Annotated in this window: 23 protein-coding genes; 10 read left to right on the plus strand and 13 right to left on the minus strand. The window is 73.3% G+C overall.

Annotation, left to right across the window (positions count from 1 at the left end; genetic code table 11):
* The first annotated feature begins 185 nt into the window (after positions 1 to 185).
* Entirely contained in the window at positions 186 to 1,586 is a 1,401-nt protein-coding gene (gene phoH2 / locus LQ327_RS12830; protein ID WP_372460660.1) for an RNA 5'-3' helicase PhoH2, read from the plus strand.
* 162 nt (positions 1,587 to 1,748) lie between these two features.
* On the opposite strand, the gene LQ327_RS12835 is transcribed toward phoH2, so the two are convergent.
* Entirely contained in the window at positions 1,749 to 3,188 is a 1,440-nt protein-coding gene (locus LQ327_RS12835; RefSeq protein ID WP_230734088.1) for a GuaB1 family IMP dehydrogenase-related protein, read from the minus strand.
* Between the two features lie 21 nt (positions 3,189 to 3,209).
* A complete protein-coding gene (locus LQ327_RS12840) occupies positions 3,210 to 4,133 on the minus strand; it encodes a LysR family transcriptional regulator (RefSeq protein WP_230734089.1) in 924 nt (307 codons plus the stop codon).
* A gap of 67 nt (positions 4,134 to 4,200) precedes the next feature.
* Here LQ327_RS12840 and LQ327_RS12845 point away from each other — a divergent pair, with 67 nt between their 5' ends.
* The gene (locus LQ327_RS12845) at positions 4,201 to 4,857 is read left to right on the plus strand and encodes an O-methyltransferase (RefSeq protein WP_230734091.1); all 657 of its coding nucleotides are present in this window, start codon (positions 4,201 to 4,203) and stop codon (positions 4,855 to 4,857) included.
* A gap of 32 nt (positions 4,858 to 4,889) precedes the next feature.
* Here LQ327_RS12845 and LQ327_RS12850 read toward each other — a convergent pair whose 3' ends face one another.
* From LQ327_RS12850 to glpX, 3 genes are all read right to left on the minus strand, one after another.
* Positions 4,890 to 6,410 carry an ATP-dependent DNA ligase gene (locus tag LQ327_RS12850; protein ID WP_230734093.1) on the minus strand — a complete coding sequence of 507 codons (1,521 nt, stop codon included), beginning with the start codon at positions 6,408 to 6,410 and terminating at the stop codon, positions 4,890 to 4,892.
* An 11-nt stretch (positions 6,411 to 6,421) separates the two neighbouring features.
* Positions 6,422 to 7,849, minus strand: a complete 1,428-nt coding sequence (locus tag LQ327_RS12855; protein ID WP_230734096.1) for a class II fumarate hydratase — start codon at positions 7,847 to 7,849, stop codon at positions 6,422 to 6,424.
* Positions 7,850 to 7,910: 61 nt separating this feature from the next.
* Positions 7,911 to 8,966 carry a class II fructose-bisphosphatase gene (gene glpX / locus LQ327_RS12860; protein ID WP_230734098.1) on the minus strand — a complete coding sequence of 352 codons (1,056 nt, stop codon included), beginning with the start codon at positions 8,964 to 8,966 and terminating at the stop codon, positions 7,911 to 7,913.
* 137 nt (positions 8,967 to 9,103) lie between these two features.
* Here glpX and LQ327_RS12865 point away from each other — a divergent pair, with 137 nt between their 5' ends.
* A complete protein-coding gene (locus LQ327_RS12865) occupies positions 9,104 to 9,673 on the plus strand; it encodes a DUF4245 domain-containing protein (protein WP_230734100.1) in 570 nt (189 codons plus the stop codon).
* A 160-nt stretch (positions 9,674 to 9,833) separates the two neighbouring features.
* Here LQ327_RS12865 and LQ327_RS12870 read toward each other — a convergent pair whose 3' ends face one another.
* From LQ327_RS12870 to LQ327_RS12885, 4 genes are all read right to left on the minus strand, one after another.
* Positions 9,834 to 10,922 carry a hypothetical protein gene (locus LQ327_RS12870; RefSeq protein WP_230734101.1) on the minus strand — a complete coding sequence of 363 codons (1,089 nt, stop codon included), beginning with the start codon at positions 10,920 to 10,922 and terminating at the stop codon, positions 9,834 to 9,836.
* A 39-nt stretch (positions 10,923 to 10,961) separates the two neighbouring features.
* A complete protein-coding gene (locus LQ327_RS12875) occupies positions 10,962 to 11,192 on the minus strand; it encodes an exodeoxyribonuclease VII small subunit (protein ID WP_230734103.1) in 231 nt (76 codons plus the stop codon).
* A 107-nt stretch (positions 11,193 to 11,299) separates the two neighbouring features.
* On the minus strand, positions 11,300 to 12,535 hold the full coding sequence (gene xseA, locus LQ327_RS12880; protein ID WP_230734104.1) for an exodeoxyribonuclease VII large subunit: 1,236 nt from the start codon (positions 12,533 to 12,535) through the stop codon (positions 11,300 to 11,302).
* Positions 12,536 to 12,590: 55 nt separating this feature from the next.
* Entirely contained in the window at positions 12,591 to 13,148 is a 558-nt protein-coding gene (locus tag LQ327_RS12885) for a lipid droplet-associated protein (protein ID WP_230734107.1), read from the minus strand.
* 111 nt (positions 13,149 to 13,259) lie between these two features.
* Here LQ327_RS12885 and LQ327_RS12890 point away from each other — a divergent pair, with 111 nt between their 5' ends.
* Positions 13,260 to 14,282 carry a 4-hydroxy-3-methylbut-2-enyl diphosphate reductase gene (locus tag LQ327_RS12890; protein ID WP_230734109.1) on the plus strand — a complete coding sequence of 341 codons (1,023 nt, stop codon included), beginning with the start codon at positions 13,260 to 13,262 and terminating at the stop codon, positions 14,280 to 14,282.
* 45 nt (positions 14,283 to 14,327) lie between these two features.
* Here LQ327_RS12890 and LQ327_RS12895 read toward each other — a convergent pair whose 3' ends face one another.
* The 3 genes from LQ327_RS12895 to LQ327_RS12905 form a co-directional block, all read right to left on the minus strand.
* Positions 14,328 to 15,470, minus strand: a complete 1,143-nt coding sequence (locus LQ327_RS12895; RefSeq protein ID WP_308286319.1) for a DUF6542 domain-containing protein — start codon at positions 15,468 to 15,470, stop codon at positions 14,328 to 14,330.
* 111 nt (positions 15,471 to 15,581) lie between these two features.
* On the minus strand, positions 15,582 to 16,997 hold the full coding sequence (locus tag LQ327_RS12900) for a DNA recombination protein RmuC (RefSeq protein WP_230734113.1): 1,416 nt from the start codon (positions 16,995 to 16,997) through the stop codon (positions 15,582 to 15,584).
* A gap of 48 nt (positions 16,998 to 17,045) precedes the next feature.
* Positions 17,046 to 17,654: a methylated-DNA--[protein]-cysteine S-methyltransferase gene (locus tag LQ327_RS12905; protein ID WP_308286299.1), complete on the minus strand. Its 609-nt coding sequence runs from the start codon at positions 17,652 to 17,654 to the stop codon at positions 17,046 to 17,048.
* 112 nt (positions 17,655 to 17,766) lie between these two features.
* Here LQ327_RS12905 and ychF point away from each other — a divergent pair, with 112 nt between their 5' ends.
* From ychF to LQ327_RS12935, 6 genes are all read left to right on the plus strand, one after another.
* On the plus strand, positions 17,767 to 18,840 hold the full coding sequence (gene ychF / locus LQ327_RS12910) for a redox-regulated ATPase YchF (RefSeq protein WP_230734115.1): 1,074 nt from the start codon (positions 17,767 to 17,769) through the stop codon (positions 18,838 to 18,840).
* Between the two features lie 892 nt (positions 18,841 to 19,732).
* Positions 19,733 to 19,963 carry a hypothetical protein gene (locus tag LQ327_RS12915; RefSeq protein WP_230734117.1) on the plus strand — a complete coding sequence of 77 codons (231 nt, stop codon included), beginning with the start codon at positions 19,733 to 19,735 and terminating at the stop codon, positions 19,961 to 19,963.
* A complete protein-coding gene (locus LQ327_RS12920) occupies positions 19,960 to 20,364 on the plus strand; it encodes a TA system VapC family ribonuclease toxin (RefSeq protein WP_230734119.1) in 405 nt (134 codons plus the stop codon). The genes LQ327_RS12915 and LQ327_RS12920 overlap by 4 nt, the downstream gene beginning before the upstream one ends.
* 87 nt (positions 20,365 to 20,451) lie before the next feature.
* Entirely contained in the window at positions 20,452 to 21,642 is a 1,191-nt protein-coding gene (locus tag LQ327_RS12925; RefSeq protein ID WP_372460678.1) for an FAD-dependent monooxygenase, read from the plus strand.
* 49 nt (positions 21,643 to 21,691) lie between these two features.
* Complete coding sequence (locus LQ327_RS12930) at positions 21,692 to 22,006, plus strand: muconolactone Delta-isomerase (RefSeq protein ID WP_230734123.1); 315 nt, start codon at positions 21,692 to 21,694, stop codon at positions 22,004 to 22,006.
* 32 nt (positions 22,007 to 22,038) lie between these two features.
* Positions 22,039 to 22,305, plus strand: coding sequence for a hypothetical protein (locus LQ327_RS12935; RefSeq protein ID WP_230734125.1), 267 nt, complete (start codon positions 22,039 to 22,041; stop codon positions 22,303 to 22,305).
* A 3-nt stretch (positions 22,306 to 22,308) separates the two neighbouring features.
* Here LQ327_RS12935 and LQ327_RS12940 read toward each other — a convergent pair whose 3' ends face one another.
* Positions 22,309 to 23,328: an LLM class flavin-dependent oxidoreductase gene (locus tag LQ327_RS12940; RefSeq protein ID WP_230734127.1), complete on the minus strand. Its 1,020-nt coding sequence runs from the start codon at positions 23,326 to 23,328 to the stop codon at positions 22,309 to 22,311.
* Positions 23,329 to 23,533 lie beyond the last annotated feature (205 nt).

Here is a 23,533-nt window from a genome sequence, read left to right on the forward strand (position 1 = left end):
CCCTCGGCGTCGTCGACCGGGCGGGCTCGGCGGGAGGGCCGGCACCCGGTCCACCCGCTCGGCGCCGGAGAGGCAGGTCCCCCGGCGGGGGGCTGCGCCACCGGTTCCGCATCGCGACCTAGTCCCGACCGACTCGTCCGTCGAGGAATGTGGTCGTGGGTGCCGCGACCGCCGAGGGAGTAGCCGTGAGCGCAGAGCACGTCGAGCGTCCCCCGTCGGTGTCCGGCACCGTCCCGTCCCGTCAGGACGCGGACCGCATCCCTGGTCACACCCCGACGACGGCCCCGCGGGACGGGATCACGTACGTACTCGACACCTCCGTCCTGCTCAGCGACCCGTGGGCCCCGACCCGCTTCGCCGAGCACGACGTCGTCGTCCCCCTCGTCGTCATCACCGAGCTCGAGGGGAAGCGCCACCACCCGGAGCTCGGGTGGTTCGCCCGGGAGGCCCTGCGCCTGCTGGACGACCTCCGGATCTCGCACGGCCGACTGGACGAGCCGATCGCGATCACGCCCGAGGGCGGCACGTTGCACGTCGAGCTCAACCACACCGACCCGACGGTGCTCCCGTTGGGCTTCCGCACCGGGGAGAACGACTCGCGGATCCTCGCGTGCGCCGCGAACCTCGCGAGCGAGGGCCTGGCGGTCACGCTCGTCACCAAGGACATGCCGCTGCGGGTGAAGGCCGCGTCGGTGGGCCTCCCCGCCGACGAGTACCACGCCCAGGACGTCGTGCTCTCCGGCTGGAACGGCATGGCCGAGGTGGCCGCCGAGCAGACGGAGATCTCCTCGCTCTTCGCCGACGGGGTCGCGGACGTCGAGAGCGCTCGCGAGCTGCCCTGCCACACCGGGCTGCGCCTGCTGGGCGGCGGCTCCTCCGCGCTGGGCCGGGTGACGCCGGACAAGCAGGTCCGGCTCGTGCGCGGCGACCGCGACGTCTTCGGGCTGCACGGCCGCTCCGCCGAGCAGCGCATCGCGATCGACCTGCTGACCGACCCCGACGTCGGGATCGTCTCGCTGGGCGGGCGCGCGGGCACCGGGAAGTCGGCGGTCGCGCTGTGCGCCGGTCTCGAGGCGGTGCTCGAGCGCCAGCAGCACCGCAAGATCGTCGTGTTCCGCCCGGTGTACGCGGTCGGCGGGCAGGAGCTCGGCTACCTGCCCGGCGGCGAGAACGAGAAGATGGCGCCCTGGGCGCAGGCGGTCTTCGACACCCTCGGGGCGCTGGTCTCGACCAACGTCGTCGAGGAGGTCATCGAGCGCGGCATGCTCGAGGTGCTCCCGCTGACCCACATCCGCGGGCGCTCGCTGCACGACGCGTTCGTCATCGTCGACGAGGCCCAGTCGCTCGAGCGCAACGTGCTGCTGACGGTGCTCTCCCGCCTCGGCACGAACTCGCGCGTGGTGCTCACCCACGACGTCGCCCAGCGCGACAACCTGCGGGTGGGCCGCCACGACGGGGTCGCCGCGGTGATCGAGAAGCTCAAGGGCCACCCGCTGTTCGCCCACATCACGCTGACCCGCTCGGAGCGCTCGCCGATCGCCGCGCTGGTCACCGAGATGCTGGAGGGTGAGGCCGGGCTCGGCTGACCCGCCGTTGCCGTTCTGAGCGAGGGGCCCCTTCGGTCGAGTAGATCGAGCGAAGGGGCCCCTCGCTCAGTTCCGGGCCCGGGCAACGCGTTCCGGCGAGGGGCGCCCCTGGCCCATCTATTCGAGCGAAGGGGCCCTTCGCTCAGAACGAGCCGAAGTCGATCACCAGCCGGTCGGCAGCGGGCGGCCCTCCGCGAACCCGGACGCCGACTGCACCCCCAGCACCGCGCGGGCGTGGAACTCCTCGAGCGTCCCGGCCCCGGTGTACGTGCACGCCGAGCGCACGCCCGCGCAGATCGCGTCCAGCAGGTCCTCGACGCCGGGCCGGGCGGGGTCGAGACGCATCCGCGACGACGAGATGCCCTCCTCGAAGAGCCCCTTGCGGGCGCGGTCGAACGCCGAGTCGGTGCGCGTCCGGGCGGTGACCGCCCGCTTCGAGGCCATCCCGAACGACTCCTTGTACGGCGCGCCCGACTCGTCGCGCTGCAGGTCGCCCGGCGACTCGTAGGTCCCGGCGAACCACGAGCCCACCATCACCGCCGACGCGCCCGCGGCCAGCGCCAGCGCCACGTCGCGCGGGTGTCGGACCCCGCCGTCGGCCCACACGTGCGCGCCCCGCTCCCGCGCGGCCACGGCGCACTCGGCCACGGCGGAGAACTGCGGCCGCCCGACCCCGGTCGCCATGCGCGTCGTGCACATCGCGCCCGGCCCGACCCCGACCTTGACGATGTCCGCTCCGGCATCCACGAGGTCGGCGGTCCCGGAGGACGTGACGACGTTGCCCGCGACGACGACCGCGTGCGGTGCGGTCGCCCGGACCGTCCGCAGCGCGCTGATCGTCTTGGACTGGTGCCCGTGCGCGGTGTCCACCACGAGCACGTCGACCCCCGCCGCGCCGAGCTCCTTGGTACGGGTCGCGACGTCACCGTTCACGCCGAGCGCGGCCGCCACCCGCAGCCGGCCCCCGCCGTCGAGCGCGGGGGTGTAGACGTCGGCCCGCAGCGCGCCGGTGCGGGTCAGGACCCCGGCGAGCCGGCCGCCGTCGTCGACCCCGAGGGCGAGGTCGCCCGCGCCGGGCGCGGAGAGCTTGTCGAACACGGTGCGCGGCTCGGTGCCGACCGACACCGTCACCGCCGGGACCAGCACGTCGGCGAGGCGGGTGAAGCGGTCGACCCCGGCGCAGTCGGACTCCCGGACGACGCCGAGCGGGCGCCCGCCGTCGTCCACGACGACCACCGCGCCGTGCGCGCGCTTGTTGACGAGGTTGAGCGCGTCGGCCACCGCCTCGCCCGGGTTCAGGACGACGGGGGTGTCCCAGACGGTGAGCCGCGACTTCACCCCGGCGACGATGTCGGCGACGGCGGCCGCGTCGACGTCCTGCGGGATCACGGCCATCCCGCCGCGGCGCGCCAGCGTCTCCGCCATGCGCCGGCCGGAGACCGCGGTCATGTTCGCCGCGATGACGGGGATGGTGGCGCCCGACGGGTCGGCGACGGCGAGGTCGACGTCGAACCGGGATGCGACGTCCGAGCGCTCGGGGACGAGGAAGACGTCGTCGTAGGTCAGGTCATGAGCCGGGCCGTGGCCGTCGAGGAACCGCACGTGCGCACAGGTTACCGGCCGTCAGGAACCGGAGGCGCCGACGACCTCCCGCACCCGGTCGCGCAGCCAGCGCCGCACCGGGTCGGCGTCGGTGCGCCGGTGCCAGGTCTGGACGAGGTGCACCGGGGGCAGCGGCACCGGGCTCGGCCAGGTCCGCAGCTCGGCGCCCCGTACCCGGCGGGTCAGGCGCTCGGGGGCCAGGCAGACCAGGTCGGCCGACCGGGCCAGCGTGCAGGCCGCGGAGAACCCGGGCGCGGTGGCGACGACGGTGCGCGCCTCGCCCCGGGCCTCGAGCGCCTCGTCGAGCGGGCCGCGCAGCACGCCCCGTCGGGAGGCGTTCACGTGTCCGACGACGGCGAGGTCGGCCGCCGTCGGATCCCGGTCCTCCGTGCGCCGCGCCAGCGCACCGTCGCGCCGGCCGACCAGCACCATCACGTCGCGGGTCAGCGTCTCGTGCCGCAGCCCCTCGTCGCCGGTGATCGGTGCGCCGAGGTCGAGGTCCACCGTGCCGTCACGGAGGTCCGCCGCGCTCTCGTCGCCCTCGCCGACGAGCCGCAGCCGTGCGGCGGGAGCCCGGGCCGTGATCGCGGCCAGCAGGTCGGGGCCGAACTCCTCGGCGGCGTCGGTGCCGGTCCGGACCGTGAGCACGGCGTCGAGCGAGCGCTCCAGGTCGGCGTCGGACGGGCTGGCCCGGGTCGACAGCAGTCCCTGCGCGGCGGCGAGGACCTCGTGCGCGGGGCCGCGCATCGCCTCGGCCGCGGGGGTCGGGACCAGGGTGCGCCCGGCGCGGACCAGCAGCGGGTCCCCGGTGATCCGGCGCAACCGGGTCAGCGAGCGGCTCACCGCGGGCGGGCTGAGGTGCAGCCGTTCCGCGGCCCGGGTGACGCTGCCCTCCTGGAGGAGCGCGTCGAGCACCTCGAGCAGGTTGAGGTCCACGGATTGCACGGGACGCAATCCTAGGGTCAGCACGCGTGTCTTCAGCACAATCCGCGGCCGACCTAGCGTCGTCGCCATGACGATCAGCACGCTCGACACCGACCCCGTCCGGACCCTCCTCGACGAGATGCTCCACGCCGCCGACGCGCAGGAGCCGGAGCTCCAGGCACTCGTCAGCCGGGTGGCCGCCGCCGGCCCGATCTCCGAGACCGCGCTCGCGCCGGAACTGCGCGAGGCGTGGATCTGCGTGCCCCGCGAGGTGGGCGATCTCCTCGCCACGCTCGTCCACGCGACCCGCGCCCGCACCGTCGTCGAGTTCGGCACCTCGTTCGGGGTCTCGACGACGTACCTCGCGGCGGCACTGCGCGACAACGCGGCCGCGGGCACCGTGATCACCACCGAGCTGGAGCCGACGAAGGCGGCCGTCGCTGCGGCCAACCTGCGCCGGGCCGGGCTCGACGACCTCGTCGACCTACGGGTCGGGGACGCGCTGGAGACGCTGCGCGACCTGCCCGAGGTCGACCTGCTCCTGCTCGACGGGTGGAGCGAGCTCTACCTGCCGGTGCTGCGCGTCGTCGAGCCCCGGCTGCGACCTGGCGCCCTGATCATCGCCGACGACACCGACATGCTCCCCGAGGCGCTGGTCGACTACCTCGCGCACGTCCGCGGTCCCGGGTACCGCTCGCAGCACCTCCCGCTGGGGGACGGGCTGGAGATGAGCGTTCGCTTGTGAACGAATTTCGTCGCCGGAACGACAATATTCGTTCACATGGGCCGAAGGCCCTTGACCGTCTCCAGCGTGTCCGCCTCGGCGGCGGGCTTGTCATCGCGGTAGCGCACCACCCGCGCGAACCGCAGCGCCACGCCACCGGGATAGCGGGTCGAGGTCTGCACGCCGTCCAGCTCGATCTCGACCACGATCTCCGGGCGCAGGTACACCGTGTAGGAATCCCGATGCGTCTCGTACTGCGGGAACGTCTCGGTCTGCCAGCGCAGCGTCTCGTCGGTCATCCCCTTGAACGTCTTGCCGATCATGACGAACTCGCCGTCCGCGCCCCGCGCCCCGAGGTGGATGTTCGAGAGCCATCCGCGCCGCCGCCCCGAGCCCCACTCACAGGCCAGCACAACGAGATCGAGCGTGTGCGCGGGCTTGACCTTCTGCCACGACCGGCCGCGCCGCCCCGCCGTGTAGGTGGAGTCGAGGGCCTTGACCATCGAGCCCTCCTGCCCGGCGGCCAGCGCCTCGGCGACGGCGTCCGCCGCCTGTTCCGGCGTCGGGCGCACCACGCCCGGGATCAGCCGGTCGCCGACGACCTCCGCGAGTTCCCGACGACGGGTCTCGAGCGGCTCGTCGACGAGGTCGGTCCCGTCGCGGTGCAGGCAGTCGAAGAACCACGGCCGCATCGCCCCGTTCCCGAGGCCCTTCATCGACTCCTGGAACGGGCGCGGTCGCCCGTCCTCGGCGACGGCGAGTGTCTCCCCGTCGAGCACGACGGTCTCGACCGGCAGCTCGGAGACCAGCGCCACGATCTCCGGCACCGAGGAGGTGATCTCGTGCAGCGTCCGCGACCACACCCGGACCTCGTCGCCGCTTCGGTGCACCTGGATGCGCGCCCCGTCGAGCTTGTGCTCGACGACGACCCCCGGGTCACCGTCGGGAGCGCCGAGCTCGGCCAGGGCGGCCTCGAGGGAATCGCCGGGGGAGGCGAGCATCGGGCGCAGCGGGCGCATGACCTCCAGCCCGATCGCGCCCAGCTCCGCGACCGGATCGTCGCCGGTCAGCGCCACGGTGGCCGTCTCCGGGAGCCGACCCGAGAGCATGAACGCCCGACGGACGGCATCGCCCGGAACGTCTGCCGCCGACGCCACCGCCTCGAGCATCAGCCCCTCGAGCGCCCCCTGGCGCAGCTCACCGCCGAGCAGCCGGACGAGGAAGCGGCCCTCGTCAGCGGTGGCAGCACCCAGCAGCGCCTCGAGCTCCGCCGTCCGCCGCGCACCGACCCCGGCGCCCGACCCCGCCAGCGCGGCCAGCCGGTCGAGCGCCGCGTCGACATCGACGACCGACAACGACGGCTCCACCGCCGGCTCGACCGACAGACCCGACAGCGTCCGCCACCCGATGCCGGTGCGGCCCTGCAGCATGTCCCCGGCCAGCCACGCGGTGACCGGCCGGACCTCGTCGGGGCCCGCCTCGGCCAGGACCGCGGCGAGTGCCGCGGTCTTGGCCTTGCGGGAACGGGTCGCCCCGACCTGTGACGAGGCCTCGACGACGACGGCGAAGAGCACGCGCTACCCCGTCACGAGTCCACGCGCGTCATCGCGAGCACGTCCAGGGCCTCGTCGAGCTGCTCCTGGGTGAGCTTCCCGTCCTTGACGTAGCCGTCCTCGTCGATGACCTCGCGGATCGTCTTGCGCTCCTTCATCGCCTTCTTGGCGATCTTCGCGGCCTCCTCGTAGCCGATGAGGCGGTTGAGCGGGGTGACGATCGCCGACGACGACTCGGCGTAGCGCAGGCACGCCTCCTCGTTCGCCTCGGTGCCCTCGAGGACGCGGTCGGCCAGCAGGCGGGCGGCGTTGGCGAGCAGGCGCGCCGACTCCAGCACGTTGCGCGCCATCACCGGCATCATGACGTTGAGCTCGAGATTGCCCTGCGAGCCGGAGAAGGCGACGGTCGCGTCGTTCCCGATCACCTGGGCGGCGACCATCATGGTCGCCTCGCAGATCACCGGGTTGACCTTGCCGGGCATGATCGAGCTGCCGGGCTGCAGGTCGGGCAGGTGGATCTCGGCGAGGCCGGTCGACGGGCCGGACGAGAGCCAGCGCAGGTCGTTGGCGATCTTGTAGAGGCTGACGGCGACGGTGCGCAGCGCCCCGGAGATCTCGACGAGGCCGTCGCGGGCGCCCTGGGCCTCGATGTGGTCGCGGGCCTCGGTCAGCTCGGGGATGCCGGTGGCCTGGCGCAGCTCCTCGACGACCTTGCCGCCGAAGCCCTCCGGGGTGTTGATCCCGGTGCCGACCGCGGTGCCGCCGATGGGCAGCTCGCCCAGGCGCGGCAGGGCGGCCCGCAGCCGCTCGGTGCCGTGGCTGCACTGGGTCGCCCAGCCGCCGGCCTCCTGGCCGAGCGTGATCGGCACGGCGTCCATGAGGTGGGTGCGGCCGGACTTCACGACGTGCTTCCAGTCCTGGGCCTTGCGGTTGAGCACGGCGCCGAGGTGGTCCAGCCCGGGGATGGTGTCCGTGACGACCGCCTCGGTGGCGGCCAGGTGGATCGTCGTCGGGAAGACGTCGTTGGAGCTCTGCGAGGCGTTGACGTGGTCGTTCGGGTGGACCTTCTGGCCAGACCCGGAAGACGCCAGGGCCTTCGAGGCCAGCGTCGCGATGACCTCGTTGGCGTTCATGTTCGAGCTGGTGCCCGAGCCGGTCTGGAACACGTCGATGGGGAACTCGCCGTCGTGCGCGCCGGAGGCGACCTCGTCGGCGGCGGCGGAGATCGCGTCGGCGATCGACGCGTCGATCACCCCGAGCGAGGAGTTCACGCGCGCCGCGGCGCCCTTGACCAGCCCGAGCGCACGGATCTGCGCCGGCTCGATGGGGCGGCCCGAGATGGGGAAGTTCTCGACGGCGCGCTGCGTCTGCGCTGCGTAGAGCGCGTTCGCCGGCACCTGGACCTCGCCCATGGTGTCGTGCTCGGTCCGGTACCCGTTCGTGCCTGCGTCATTGCCCATGGCCGCATCCTCGCGCCTGACCGGGCGCCGGACGAGTCGGGGTGGGAGTGGCTCGGGCCACCTATCCCCAGGGGCTCTCGTCGCTCTCGATCTCGTCGGCGCCGAAGTCCACCGTCGAGTACTCACGCAGCTTCTTGAGCCGGTGGAAGCCGTCGATGAGGCGCACCGTGCCGGACTTCGAACGCATCACCAGCGACTGCGTCGTCGCGCCGCCCGCGCGGTACTGCACGCCGCGCAGCAGGTCGCCGTTGGTGACGCCGGTGGCGCAGAAGAAGATGTTCTCGCCGCGGACGAGGTCGCCGGTGTGCAGCACGCGGTCGAGGTCGTGCCCCGCGGCGATCGCCTTGCGGCGCTCCTCGTCGTCCTTCGGCCACAGCCGGCCCTGGAACGACCCGCCCATGCAGGAGATCGCCGACGCCGCGATGATCCCCTCCGGCGTGCCGCCCACGCCGAGCAGCAGGTCGACGTCGCTCTCGTGCCGCGCCGCCGCGATGGCGCCGGCCACGTCGCCGTCGGAGATGAAGCGGATGCGTGCCCCCGCGTCGCGGATCTCCTGGACCAGGTCGTCGTGCCGCGGCCGGTCGAGGACGACGACCGTGACGTCCGGGATGCCCGACCCCTTGCGCTTCGCGATGGCCCGCAGGTTGTCCTTGACCGTGGCGGTGATGTCGACGACGTCGGCGTACTCCGGCCCGACCGCGAGCTTCTCCATGTAGAACACGGCCGACGGGTCGAACATCGCGCCCCGCTCGGCGACGGCGAGGACGGCGAGCGCGTTCGGCATGCCCTTGGCCATCAGCGTGGTGCCGTCGACCGGGTCCACGGCGACGTCGCACTCCGGCCCGTCGCCGTTGCCGACCTCCTCGCCGTTGTAGAGCATCGGCGCCTCGTCCTTCTCGCCCTCGCCGATCACCACCGTGCCGCGCATCGAGACCGAGCCGATGAGCTTGCGCATCGCGTCGACGGCAGCCCCGTCGCCGCCGTTCTTGTCCCCGCGTCCCACGAAGCGTCCGGCGGCCATCGCAGCCGCTTCCGTCACCCGCACCAGTTCGAGCGCGAGGTTGCGGTCGGGCGCCTCGGGGCGACGGGCGGCGGCCGGGGACTGCGTGGAGGTCACCGAGTTGTCTCCTCATCGGGTGCAGGGCGGGCGGAACCCTCATCCTCCCAGACCAGCCCGGTCACGGAACCGGCTTCGACCGGCCGGGGCCGGGGCGCCCGCCACTGGAACGATGGAGGCATGGATCGGAGGCTTCGGTGAGTGCGCCGCGCGGGGGATCGGGCGGTTCGACGCTGGGACCGCTGGCGATCGGGACGATCGTGCTCGCGGTGATCGTCCTCGCGCTCACCGGTCTCACCCGGGCCTGCTCGTTCTCCCCGACCAGCCCCTCCGTCGACCGCGGCTCCGTGCAGCACATCGACGTGGCCCAGGCCGCGCGGGACGCCGCCCGCTCGGTGCCCTTCGCCGTCCGGGCCCCCGCGCTGCCCGCCGACTGGATCCCGCAGTCCTCCGACGTGCGTCCGGTCGGCGCCGGGCGCGCGTTCCGGCTCGGGTGGGTGACGCCGGAGAGCGGGTTCGTGCGGCTGGTGCAGTCGAACGCGGACGAGGCGGCGCTGGTGGCGTCCGAGGAGGGCGCGCCGCAGGCGCTCGGGCCGGTGTCGGCCGGCGGGCGGACGTGGACGACCTACCGCGGGGTGCGCGGCGAGGCGCTCTGGGTGACCGACGTGGACGGCGTGCGCTGGCTGCTCACCGGGGACGGGTCGCCCGCGCGCTTCGTGCAGGTGGCGACGACGACGGCGGGTGCGCCGGTGGTGCCGCACGGGTGAGGGGTTCGGGTCCGGCGCTCGTGATGTCAGCGATGGCTCGTTGCTGCCATCTGACGAGCGGACGGCGCCACTCACGGCTCGCGCTCGCCCATGATCGCGATCCGTGTGGCGAAGTGCTCGCTCAGCGATCACTCCGCCGCACGATTCGCGATCTTCGAGGTCAGTCGCGCGGCGGCGGGCCCCAGCCCTCGGTGGAGCGGCGGGTCGCGTGCTCGCGTTCGCGTTCCTCGGTGGTCCAGCCCGCGGTCGGGTCGGCAGCGGGGGTGGAGCGGGGGAGGGCGCCGGGGTCCGGGCGACCGGTCTCGGCCGCGTCGTCGGGCTCGGGCGGCGGGGCGCCCTCGTACTGCCGCTCGTCGTCCCAGCCGGTCCGGGCCGTCCGGCCGGCGTGGTCCCGGCCGTCGTCGTATCCGGCGCGGCCGGACCTCGACCGGCCGTACCCGTCGTCGTACGCGCGGTCGTCATGCCCGGACCGGCCGTACCCGTCGTCGAAAGCGGTCTGCTGCTCCCGGACCTCCTCGACGTGCGCCGCCGCCGCGACCCCCTCGCGCGCGAGGGAGTGCACGCTCTCGCGCATCGCCCGCGTCGACGCGGCGCGCAGTTCCGAGGAGAAGACCGGCAGCGGGGCGAAGCGGCCGAAGGTGTCGCGGAGGAAGTGGGCGAGCAGGGTCGCGGTCGAGCGCGAGCGCCACATCGTCCAGCCGACGTAGAGATCCGCCCCGTACGGCTGCACCAGGAGCATTGCGCGCTCACTGCGCTGCCGGAACAGCAGCACCGGCACCCCCGCGACGGTGCTCGGCGTGACCTCCGCAGGCGTCCGGCGGGCCTGCGCGGCACGGCTGACCCACTGGTACGCGCCCCGTGCCGCCGCCGCGCGTCCCTCGAGCAGCCGGGAGTACTCCGCGATCGGCTCCTTCGCGGGCGCGAAGAACGACGCGAGCCCGGCCAGGTAGAGCACCGCGGTCACGGCGGCGATCACGTTCATGATCAGCCGGCCGGTGATCGACGGGCTGGAGGTGCTGGCGAGGTAGTCGAGCAGCAGCCAGATCAGCAGCAGCACGGTCGGGGAGACGAGGAAGAGCAGCGCGCGGATCAGGTGCGGCGAGAGCATCCGCCACGTGACGACGTCGTCGACGAGCACGTCCGGGTCGCGGTGCCCGCGTGTTCCCGCGTGGTACCCGTCGTGGGCCTCACGGATCGTCCGCGCCCATCCGTCCTCGGCGCTCTCCGGACTGCCCTTCCCGGCGCTCATGGACGCACAGTGTGGCCGACGGGTCCGACCGTCGTGCGACTACTCGCGGGACTCGGCCTCGCGCAGGACGGTCTCCACCCGCTCGCGGGCGCCCGCGAGGTGGCGCTCACAGGTGCGCGCCAGCGACTCGCCCCGCTCCCACAGCGCCAGCGAGTCCTCCAGGGAGAGCCCACCCGCCTCGAGCTTCGCGACGACGGCCGCCAGTTCCTCACGGGCCTGCTCGTAGCCCGGCTCGTCGGTGGACGGGTCGGCGTCCTTCTCGGCGGCCATGCGGTCCTCCCCTCGGGCGGATCGAGAATGTGGCGTTGCTGACCCTATCGGCGTGCTGAATTGGATCCTGTGTCAGCGATGGCCCATCGCTGACGTTCCGGGGCCCGTCACTCGGCCGGCTCCACCCGGGCTCGCACCGCCCCGTCGGCCAGCCGTACGCGCAGGACGTCCCCCGGCGACGTGTCCTCGGCCGACCGGAGCACCGGCGCCGACACCTCACCGCCCGCCTGCACGATCGCGTAGCCCCGCGCGAGCGTCGCGGCCGGCCCGAGCGCGGTGAGCGAGGCGCGCAGGTGCCGCACGTCGGCGTCCCGCTCGCGCAGCCCGCCGTCGATCACCCGGCGCCCCCGGACGACGAGCCCGGCCACCTCGTCCTCCCGCGTCGCGACCGCGCGCAGCGGGTCGGCGAGCACCGGTCGGGAGCGCAGCCGCGCCAGCGCCGCCTCCTCCCGCTCGACCCACGCGTGGAGGGCACGCCGCGCGCGGGTCCGCAGGTGCTCGAGGTGGGCGGTCTCCTCCGCGAGGTCCGGGACGATCGACTTGGCGGCGTCGGTCGGGGTCGCGGCGCGCAGGTCGGCGACGTGGTCGACGAGCGGGGTGTCCGGCTCGTGCCCGATGGCGGTCACGACGGGGGTGCGGCAGCTCGCCACCCCGCGGCACAGCGCCTCGTCGGAGAACGGCAGCAGGTCCTCGACGCTGCCGCCGCCGCGCGCGAGGACGATGACGTCGACGTCCGGGTCCCGGTCGAGGGTCTCCAACGCGTCGAGGATCTGGGGGACCGCCTGCACGCCCTGGGTGGCGGTGTTGAGGACGCGGAACCGGACCGCGGGCCAGCGTCCGGTCGCGACGGTGACGACGTCGTGCTCGGCCGCGCTCGCCCGCCCCGTGACGAGCCCGACGCACCCGGGCAGCCGCGGCAGTCGGCGCTTGCGGGCGGGGTCGAACAGCCCTTCCGCCGCCAGCAGGGCGCGGAGCCGCTCGATCCGGGCGAGCAGTTCGCCGACGCCGACCGCGCGGACCTCGTCGACCCGGAGCGAGAGGGTGCCGCGCCCGAAGTAGAACGAGAACTTGCCGTGCACGACGACCCGCTGGCCCTCGGCGAGCGGCGGCGCCGCCCCGCGGACGATCTGCGCGGGGGCGGTGAGCGAGAGGGACACGTCGGCGGCGGGGTCGCGCAACGTCAGGAAGGCGGTCCCCGTCCCGGGGCGGGCGCTGACCTGGGTGAGCTGGCCCTCCACCCACACCGCCCCGAGACGGTCGATCCACTTCGAGACCTTCAGGGCCACCGTGCGCACCGGCCACGGCGCCTCGGCGGTGGTCGCCGGGTCCGGGTCCGCACTCACGGGTCGAGCTCCCCTGTCGGCGTGCTCATCTCATTGCTGCGTCTCCCGGGTGCGCTCACGACTCCGCGGTCAGCGTCGCGATGCGGTTGGTCAGCATCGTCACGAACGGCGGGCGGTCGGCGTGGGCCGACTCCCACGCGAGCAGTTCGGTGAGCTGGTCGACCGACAGGCTCCGCAGCCGCGCGCGGAGCTGGGCGATGGTCATCGTCTCGTAGCCGGGCAGGGCGTCCGGGGTGGGCGGCGCCTCCTCGGCCACGCCGATCGGGGTGCCGGTGACGGGGCGGGGGTGCCCGTTGGTCGCCGCGGCGGACGGCGCGACGGCGGCGTCGTCGAAGGGCGAGCGACGGGGCAGGACGGGCGTCCGGTCGTCGGTGTCGTCGTCGAAACGCGCCCAGGAAGGGGCCTCCTCCACCGGCCGGGCGCCCTCGAGAGCGGTGTCGCCCTTGATGGCCAGCTCGGTGACGACCTGCTGCGCGCGCATCGAGAGCTGCAGCACCTGGCTCGCGGCCGTGATCGGCAGACCCACGATCGTGCGGGGGAGGGCCTGCACCTCCTCGACCGCGGTCACGACCAGACCGGCGGCGACGCGCACCGGGAACGGGAGGGAACTCATGGCAGACACCCTGCCAGCCCACGACGCGGCTGTGCGAATCCCCACGGCGTGGGGCACGTCGCGGACCGCGCAGGGACGGCTCGCGGGGCTCTCGGCCCGTAGGCTCGGGGCATGTCCGTCTCCCCGGGACCCGACACCACCACCGTCGAGAACGCCGGCGACCCCGACGGCGCCGACGGGACCCGGCGGGTGCTCCTCGCCAAGCCGCGCGGCTACTGCGCAGGCGTCGACCGGGCCGTCATCGCCGTCGAGAAGGCGCTCGAGACGTACGGCCCACCGGTGTACGTGCGCAAGGAGATCGTGCACAACCGACACGTGGTGACGACGCTCGCCGATCGCGGCGCGGTCTTCGTCGAGGAGACGGACGAGGTGCCCGAGGGCGCCACGGTCGTCTTCTCCGCGCACGGCGTCTCGCCCCAGGTCCACTCGCAGGCCCGCGAGCGCGAGCTGCGGACCATCGACGCGACCTGCCCCCTGGTCACCAAGGTCCACCAGGAGGCCAAGCGCTTCGCCCGCGACGACTACGACATCCTGCTCATCGGCCACGAGGGTCACGAGGAGGTCGAGGGCACCTCCGGCGAGGCCCCGCAGAACATCCAGGTCGTCGACGGGCCCGGCGCGGTCGACTCCGTCGAGGTCCGGGACCCCGAGAAGGTCATCTGGCTCTCCCAGACGACGCTGTCGGTCGACGAGACCATGCAGACGGTCGCCGCACTGCGCGAGCGCTTCCCGGCGATCTCCGACCCGCCGTCGGACGACATCTGCTACGCCACCCAGAACCGTCAGGTCGCGGTCAAGGCGATGGCCCCGCAGTGCGACCTCGTCGTGGTCGTCGGCTCGAAGAACTCGTCGAACTCGGTGCGCCTGGTCGAGGTCGCGCTGCAGGCCGGCGCCCGGGACTCGCACCTCGTCGACCACGCCGGTGAGATCGACGAGCGCTGGCTCGAGGGTGTGACGACGGTCGGCGTCACCAGCGGGGCCTCGGTGCCCGAGATCCTCGTCGGCGACGTGCTTCACTGGCTCGCCGACCGCGGGTACGCCGAGGTCGAGGAGATCACGACGGCGAACGAGAAGCTCACCTTCTCGCTGCCGCGCGAGCTCAAGCGCGACATGAAGCCCGACGCCGTGCGCTGAGGCGTAGCCGGGAAGAGCCGCAGCGGGAAGAGGCGCTCCGGACGGTCAGCGCGAACGGTCGTCCGGGCGGCGCTCCCGCACCGGGTGCACCCCGGGCGGGGGCTGCCCCGGACCGCCACGGCGCTCCTGTTCCTCGCGCAGCCGCTCCTCGCGCATCCGGTCCTCCCGGGTGCGCGGGCCCGGTGCGCCCCGGCCCGGAGCCGGGGCGGGCGCGGGTGCGGGTCGCTCGGGTGCCGGGCGCTCGGACTTCGGGACGGCGCGGCCCGGGCTGCGCTGGGCGGGCGCGGCCGACCCGTCGCGGTCGGGCTTGGCCGGCGGCGGAGAGCTGCGCTGGGCCGCGGGTCGCGGCTCGTCACGGTCCGGCTTGGGAGCAGGCGGGTTGGGGTTGGCCGCGGGACGCCGCTCGGCGCCGTCACCGCGCGCGGGCTGACGCTGTGCGCGGTCACGCTCCGCGAGCTCCCGGTCCCGGCGCTCCCGCTCGGTGCGCTCGCGCTCGGCGCGTTCCCGTTCGGCGCGCTCCCGCTCGCCGTTCTCCCGGTCCCGTTCCGCCCGGGCACGCTCCTGGGCGCGGCGCCGGTCGCGCTCGGCCTGCTCGCGCTCGGTGTCCCGCCGATCGCGGTCCTCCCGAGCCGCCGGCGCGCGGTCCCGCGACGAGGCGCCGCCGGACTTCCCGCGGTCACGTCCCGCCGCCGGCTGCGGGCCGCCACGCGCCGGCTCGCAACGGGCGTCGGCGTCGTCGCCGGGGCGCTGCCAGCGCTGGACACGCATCCGGATCAGACCGATGGCGACGCACACCACCGTGGTGATCGCCATCGCCGGGAACCCGTTGATCAGCGGCGCGCCGATGGCGAGCGCGCTGGACACCACGCCCCCGGAGGCCGGCAGCGACCCGGTCGCCGCGACCGCCACCGGCACCGAGACGGCCAGGAGCAGGGGCGGCTGGACCATCGGTACGAAGAGGCCACGCCGCTGGGCGAGGAGGGTGGCGAGCACGCACCCGCCGGGGTACGCGGCCATGAAGACCACCCCGAGAGCACCGGAGCGGACCACGTCGATCGCGACCCCGCCCGCGGTGAGGACCAGCGCGAGCAGGAGGACCGCCCACCAGCGCATGCCCAGGACCCCCGGGAACACGGAAGCATCCCCGACATCGGGGGAGCTCGACGACGGCACCGCGTCGTCCCGCATGGTGGTCACCCGATCAACGGTAGCGGTCCCTTCTCGCCGATCCGGGCCCCCTCGGGACGCCACGGCACGCCTGGGTTGCAGATCGTCCCCGTCCGGACGGCGCCGTCCGGTTCAGCCGGTCAAGCGGTGCACCCCCGCTCCGCCCGACGACGGGGTGTCGGGCTCCTCCTCGTCCCCGGGTTCGGGCGGCCCGTACCCGCGGTCCACACCGTCCTCGCCGGTCAGCTCGGGGGCGCCCGGCACCCGGGCCCGCCGGTCGACCTGCTCCACCTCGTCGAGCGTGCCCCGGGTCACCGACAGCTCGGAGAACCGGCGGGCCGTGACGAGGACCCGGGACTCCAGCGAGCCGACCGTGTCGTTGTAGGCCCGCACGCCCGCGTCCAGCGAGCGACCCAGCTTGCCGAGGTGCCCGCCGAGGGTGGACAGCCGGGCGTGCAGCTCGCGTCCGAGGGTGTGGATCTCGGCCGCGTCCCGGGCCAGCGACTCCTGACGCCACGCGAAGCCCACGGTGCGCAGCAGCGCGATGAGCGTCGTCGGGGTGGCGACCACCACATCCGCGGAGAACGCGTGCTCCAGCAGCCCCGGGTCGGCCTCGAGCGCCGCGGAGAGGAACACCTCGCCGGGCACGAACATGACGACGAACTCCGGCGTGGGGTCGAACGAGCGCCAGTAGGCCTTCGCCGAGAGGGCGTCGACGTGGGTCCGGAGTTGCCGGGCGTGGGCCAGGGACCGCTCGCGCCGTCCGCTCTCGTCGGCGGCCTCGAGCGAGTCGAGGTAGGCCTCGCACGGCACCTTGGCATCGACGACCACGTGCTTGCCGCCCGCGAGGTGCACCACGAGGTCCGGCCGCTGCCCCGACCCCTCGGCGCCCGCGGTGGACTGCGTGGTGAAGTCGCAGTGCTCGACCATCCCGGCGAGGTGCACGACCCGCTCGAGTTGCATCTCGCCCCAGCGCCCCCGCACGTGCGGGGTGCGCAGCGCCGTCGTCAGGGCCCGCGTCTCGCCCGCCACCCCGCGCGCCGACTCCGCCACCGCCCCGACCTGCTCGCGCAGCCCCGCGAAGGCGGCCTCGCGCTCGGACTCGGCGCTGCGCATCTGGTTCTCCAGGCGCTGCAGCGTCGACGCGACCGGATCGAGGAGCGAGGACATCGCCTGCTGCCGGGCGCCGGCGTCCGCATGCGCGGATGAGGCCAGGGCCCCCGTCACCTCGCGCATCCGCGACTCCGCGAGCCGCGCGAAGCTCTCCGAGTTCGCCGCCAGCGCCTCGCCGGACAGGGACGCGAACGCCTCCCGGACGGCGGCGTCACGACGCTCCTCGGTGGCCTCCCGGTCCGCGGCGGAGCGGCGCTCGGCGTCCAGCTCCGCCCGGGCGGCGGACGCGGCGGCGCCGGACCGGCGGACCGCCTCGGCGACCGCGGCCTCCTGGCGGGCAGCGGCGAACCGGCTCGCCACGACCGCGCCGCCCAGGGCGCCCAGCAGCGCCCCGAGCAACAGGCCGAGCAGGACGCCCTCGCCGGTGATCGTCATGGCGATGACGTTGCCAGAGGGGTCCGACAGCCTCGGGCGCCTCGCCGGTCAGGCGTCGGTCGTCGACCCGACCGCGTCGGACGTCTCCGGGGTCTCCGGAGCGTCGGGGGTCTCCGCCGCGAGGTCCGCGGCCGCGTGCGCCGACTCGGCCGCGATCAGGGCCTCCTTCACCGACAGGCCCCAGCGGAAGCCGCCGAGCGAGCCGTCGCCGCGCCGGATGCGGTGGTCGGGCACGAAGAGCCCGATGGCGTTGCGCTGGCACGCCTGCCCCGCGCTCCGCGGCGCGAACGGGCGCCCCGCCCGCAGGGCCAGCTCGCTGTAGGACAACGTCGATCCGGCCGGGATCTCGCGCATGCGCGCCCACGCCGCCTGCAGGAACTCGCTGCCGTACTGGTGCACCGGCAGCGTCGCGACCGGACCGGGGTCGCCGTAGTGGAAGGCGGTCACGGCGGCCGTCACCGCGCCGAGCTCGGGGCGCTCGACGATCTCCGGGGGCCGCAGCGTCGGGTGCACGAGCGGCAGGACCTCGTCGTCGGGAGCCGTCGTCCACCCGGCCGCGAGGACGACGCCGTCGGCGTCGACGACGACGGTGAACGGGCCGAACGGGGTGTCGAGGGTGGCGCGGGCGCCGGGACGGGTGTGGGGGGTGTCGGTCATCGGGGCCTCCGAGGGTCGGGAGTGGTTCTCGGGGGCTTGGACGCAGCCGGGGCCCGTTCGGCTCCCTCCGGTTTCCGGGGAGTGCCGGGGCCGGTCTCTAGACTGGTCGACCGTGAGCCTGACCCTCGGCATCGTCGGGCTGCCCAACGTGGGCAAGTCGACGATGTTCAACGCCCTGACCCGCAACGACGTCCTCGCGGCGAACTACCCGTTCGCCACGATCGAGCCGAACGTCGGTGTGGTGCCGCTGCGCGATCCGAGGCTGGATCGGCTCTCCGAGATGTTCTCGTCGGAGAAGATCGTCCCGGCGACGGTGTCGTTCGTGGACATCGCCGGGATCGTCGCCGGCGCGAGCGAGGGCGCCGGGCTCGGCAACAAGTTCCTCGCGAACATCCGCGAGGCGGACGCGATCTGCCAGGTGGTGCGCGTCTTCGACGACGACGACGTGGTGCACGTCGACGGCCGGGTGGACCCGGGCTCGGACATCGAGACCATCGCCACCGAGCTCGTCCTCGCCGACCTCCAGACCCTGGAGAAGGCGATCCCGCGTCTCGAGAAGGAGGCGCGGACGAAGAAGGAGAACCGCCCCGCACATGACGAGGCGGTCGCCGCGCAGACGGTGCTGAACGAGGGCCGGACGCTCTTCTCGGCGGGCATGAACTCGGCCCTGCTGCGGGAGCTGAACCTGCTCACCGTCAAGCCGTTCCTCTACGTGTTCAACGCCGACGAGGGCGTGCTCACCGACGACGCGCGCCGCAAGGAGCTCGCGGAGCTGGTCGCGCCCGCGGAGTCGGTGTTCCTCGACGCGAAGGTCGAGTCGGAGCTGCTCGAGCTGGACGCGGAGTCGGCCACCGAGCTGCTCGAGTCGATCGGCCAGGCGGAGCCCGGCCTCGACGCGCTGGCGCGGGCCGGCTTCCGGACGCTGGGGCTGCAGACCTATCTGACGGCCGGGCCGAAGGAGTCGCGGGCCTGGACGATCCCGATCGGTGCCACCGCCCCCGAGGCGGCCGGGGTCATCCACACCGACTTCCAGAAGGGCTTCATCAAGGCCGAGATCGTCTCCTACGACGACCTCGTGGCCGCCGGGTCGATGAACGCCGCCAAGAACGCGGGGAAGGTCCGCATGGAGGGGAAGGACTACGTCATGCACGACGGCGACGTGGTCGAGTTCCGCTTCAACGTGTGACGTGTGGCGTTCGCCAGGCCGATGGCTCTTGCTGGTCCGCAGAAGCGGGAGTGGCTCCGAGCATGTCCCGGGCAGTCGCGAGCTCGATCCTCTGCGGTCGGCCACAGCCGCGTGTACGTATTCAGACTGAGGTCGCTGAGCCACGACCTTGGCGAGGATCAGGACGGAGCGGTCCGGGGTTGTACGGGTCGCTCCGAACCGCATTTCGGATGCCGCGGCTCCACCACCGCCAGTCTCGCCCCCCAGCTGACCAGCCAGCGTCAACATCCGGCCAGAAAGCTGATGTTCGTCGGCTCGAACGCTTGCTGCATGACCGAGTCGTGAGGCCGCGAACGCTGCTCGAAAGCGCGAAAATCCGGCCACATCGTCATCTTCGCTCTCTTCTTCGCCGAGACTCCCTGTGCCGCGATCAATAAGCAGCAGCGTAACGGCGAGATCGACCTGTGCGGCAACAACGGGAACGGTCTCCTCGGTGCCTGCTATCTGAAGCGCAATAAATGGGAGAATGTCAAGATGTTCACGTCCCGTCAGCAGGGAATTATCGCAGTCCGGCATCTCGTGTCGAAGTTCTGCGGACAGGCCCGCTGCAATATCGGCCCTGGTCGGTATTGGTTCATTAGTCGTTACGGCCGCCACATTCGTGTTCGGAGGCGCCACCCGCGCTGCTCCGTTGATCCACTGAGCGGTGGTTGTCGGCGGAGGAAGCGGCGGGACGTTGTTGATCTCCTGGTCGGCCCGCCACGAGGCTGGGCAGAGGGCCTCCCAGACCGACAGGGACGACCCGAAGTCGACCGCGTCGAGACATCTCGATGGGTCTGTCGTTCGCGCGGGTTCACCGTGTGTCGATGACGGAGCGCGCCTGCATCACCGCTGATGCAGCTACGATGCAGGGGTGCGTACCACCGTCGACCTGCCGATGGCTGTCCATCAGCGCGCGATGGAGATCGCCAGGGACACCGGTAGGTCGCTCTCCGCGGTGATCGCCGATCTGGCCGCCCGCGGCCTGGGGCAGCTCGATCAGCCCGTTGTGATCGCCACCGACCCACGGTCCGGCTTCCCCGTCATCACGGTCGGGCGCAGGGTCACGTCGGAGCAGGTCGCGGCCGCATCGGACGAGGAGTGACGACCTACCTGCTGGACGCGAACGTCCTGATCGCGCTCACGGTCGCCGACCACGAGCACCACGAAAGGACGTCTTCATGGGCGTCCGGAATCACGGGCTTCGCTGTGTGCCCGGTGGTCGAAGGTGCGCTGGTCCGCTTCCTCGTTCGCATGGGTGAGGGTGCTGCCGTCGCCCAGCAGTTGCTCCGCGCGGTCCACGCCGCACCGGGCTTCGAGTTCTGGCCGGACTCGGTCTCATACGCCGCATCCGATCTCAGTCGAGTACGCGGGCACCGGCAGGTGACCGATGCGTACCTCGTGGGCTTGGCCGCGGGTCGGCCCGGCGGGGCGTTGGCGACGCTCGACGAAGGACTCGTGCAGTCCCACCCGGACCGGATCCTGTTGGTCCCGGCTCTTCGCTGACTCTCGGCGTCTGTGGCCTCCGCCACCGTACGATCCGGACCGAGATCCGGACGGGTGAGCAGGGGGCGCGCGGTGAGCGGTACCAGGGTGTTGGTGGCGGGGGCGAGCATCGCGGGGCCCGCGCTGGCCCACTGGCTGTCCCGGCGCGGGGCCGAGGTGACCGTGGTGGAGCGGGCGCCCGAGCTGCGACCCGGCGGGCAGGCCGTGGACGCGCGCGGGGTGGCCCGGGAGGTCATCCGGCGCATGGGGCTCGACGCGGAGGTGCGCGCGGCCCGCACCGACACCGCGGGCGCGCAGACCGTGGACGCGGACGGGACGGTGCTGGAGACCTTCAGCGCGGAGGACCACGGCGGCGACGGGTACATCGCGGAGATCGAGATCCTGCGCGGCGATCTGTCCCGGGTGCTCCACGACGACACCCGCGACGCCGTCGAGTACGTCTTCGGCGACCGGATCGCCGAGCTCACCCAGGACGCGGACGGGGTCGACGTGGCCTTCGCGGGCGGCGACCGGCGGCGCTTCGACCTGGTGATCGGGGCGGACCGGCTGCACTCGGCGCTGCGCGGGATGGTCTTCGGGCCGCACGAGCGGTTCGTCCGCCACCTCGGCCTGGTGCTGGCCTTCTACAGCGTGCCCAACGAGTTCGGGCTGGACCGCTGGCTGCTCGAGTACCAGGAGCGGGAGTCCGGACGCTCCGCGCTCCTGCGGCCCATCCAGGACGCGACCCGGGCGATGGCGATGTTCTCGTTCCCGCTGGCCGACTTCGACGTCGACCACCGCGACATCCCGGCGCAGAAGGGGCTGCTGCGCGAGCGGACGGCCGGCCTGGGCTGGCTGACCCCTCGCCTCCTCGAGGAGCTGGACGACTCCCCGGACTTCTACCTCGACCAGGTCGCCCAGGTGGTGATGGACCGCTGGTCCGAGGGACGCGTGGCGCTGATCGGGGACGCGGCGTTCAGCTCGTCGCCGATGTCCGGGCAGGGCACTGGGCTGGCCCTCGTCGCGGCCTACCTGCTGGCCGGGGAACTGGCTGCCGCCAAGTGGGACCCGGAGTCCGCGTTCGCCGCCTACGAGCAGCGGATGCGCTCGTTCGTCGAGGCCAACCAGGAGATCGGCCGGATGCACGTCGCGAGCCTCGAGGCGGCCGACCCGGACGCCGAGCCGGGCCCGGAGCCCGACATGGAGGCGCTCACCGAGCTCGTCGAGCGCGCGATCAACGGGGTCGAGCTCCCCGACTTCGCCGGGGTGCCGGACTCCCGAGGCACTGTCATCGCCTGATCGACAGCGGTATGGTCAAGATCACCTTCAACCCCGCGGAGGATCGACGATGCTGTTCCACCTCGATTTCCACGTCGAGTACGGCGCCGACTGGAACCAGAAGGACTTCTTCGCCATCTGGGCCCGCGAGGCCGAGGCTGCTCTCGGCGCCAAGAAGGCGGGCGTGGTCGTCGACCTCTGGAAGGCGGCGGGCGAGCGGCGGGTGATCGCCATCCTCGACGTCGACGGTCCCGACACCCTCGACGAGATCGCGTTCACCCTCCCGATCATGGTCGAGATGGGCCAGTTCGTGGACATCAAGGTCACTGCCCTGCGCCGGTACGAGGACTTCGCCGGCACCGTCACGAAGCTGCTCGAGAGCTGAGCGGCACGGCCGGACCGGGGGAGGCACCACCCATGACCGAGTACCGGGTCCACCTCATGACCGACCTGCGCAGCCTCGACGACGACGGCCTCGACGACATCCTCGAACGTCTCGTCGAGGTCGGCGGGGTCCCCTCGGTGCCCTACGGCGTCCTCGAGGTCACCGGCAGCACCGAGGCCCCGGACGCGCGCGCGGCGGTCGACGAGGTGTGCCGGGTCCTGGAGCGCACCCTGCGGGCGATCAACCGCCCCGCCCGCGTGATCGGGGTGCAGGCCGGCGCGATCGGTCCGGACGACTGAGCGTCACCGCCAGCCGAGCTCCGGGGCGAGGTGGGTCAGCACGGCATCGATCACGTGCGCGTTGTAGTCCACCCCGAGCTGGTTGGGCACGGTGAGCAGCAGGGTGTCCGCGGCCGCGATCGCCTCGTCCTCGGCCAGCTCGGCGATCAGCTTGTCCGGCTCGCCCGCGTAGGTCTTCCCGAAGCGGGCTTCGCCGCCGTCGAGGTGGCCGACCTGGTCGGTCGAGTGCCGCTCGCGCCAGAACAGCTGGCGGTCGAGGTCGGACACGATCGGGAAGATGCTGCGGCTGACCGACACCCGCGGCTCGTGGTCGTGCCCGGCGGCGTCCCACGCGTCCCGGAAGCGCCGGATCTGCTCGGCCTGCAGCCGGTGGAACGGCACGCCGGTGTCCTCGGTGAGCAGCGTCGAGCTCATCAGGTTCATGCCCTGCGCCGCCGTCCACTCCGCGGTGGCCCGGCTGCCGGCGCCCCACCAGATCCGGTCCCGCAGCCCCGGGGAGTGCGGCTCGATCCGCAGCAGGCCGGGCGGGTTGGCGAACATCGGACGGGGGTTGGGCCGCGCGAAGCCCTCGCCGTCGAGGACCTCGAGGAACCGGCGCGTGTGCTCCCGGGCCAGGTCGGCGTCCGTCGTGCCCTCCGCCGGCTCGTGGCCGAAGTACCGGAAGCCGTCGATCACCTGCTCCGGGGAGCCCCGGCTGATGCCGAGCTGCAGGCGGCCGCCCGAGATCAGGTCCGCGGCGCCGGCGTCCTCGGCCATGTACAGCGGGTTCTCGTAGCGCATGTCGATCACGCCCGTGCCCAGCTCGATGCGGCTGGTCCGCGCGGCCGCGGCCGCGAGCAGGGGGAACGGGGACGCGAGCTGCTGCGCGAAGTGGTGGACCCGGAAGTAGGCACCGTCGGCGCCCAGCTCCTCGGCCGCCACCGCCAGATCGATCGACTGCAGCAGGGAGTCCCCGGCGGAGGTCACCAGCGAGTGGCCCGACGGCGACCAGTGCCCGAAGGACAGGAACCCGATTCTCTTCACGCTTCAACCAACTCGGGGCGGGTGAACCGCATTCCGCAGCAGGGGTGGTCGTTGCGACCCGTCCCCGCTCGCCGGGTCGGTGTCCCTCGGCCGTGGGTGCCCCGACCTCGTCCCGGGCCATGAAGGCGATCATGACCAGGCGGAACTACTCCCCGAGGTCAGCACGCCACGGACGGTAGTCCACGATGGGGGGTCCGCTCGTCGT

The sequence above is a fragment of the Actinomycetospora endophytica genome (assembly GCF_021026375.1).
GTDB lineage: Bacteria > Actinomycetota > Actinomycetes > Mycobacteriales > Pseudonocardiaceae > Actinomycetospora > Actinomycetospora endophytica.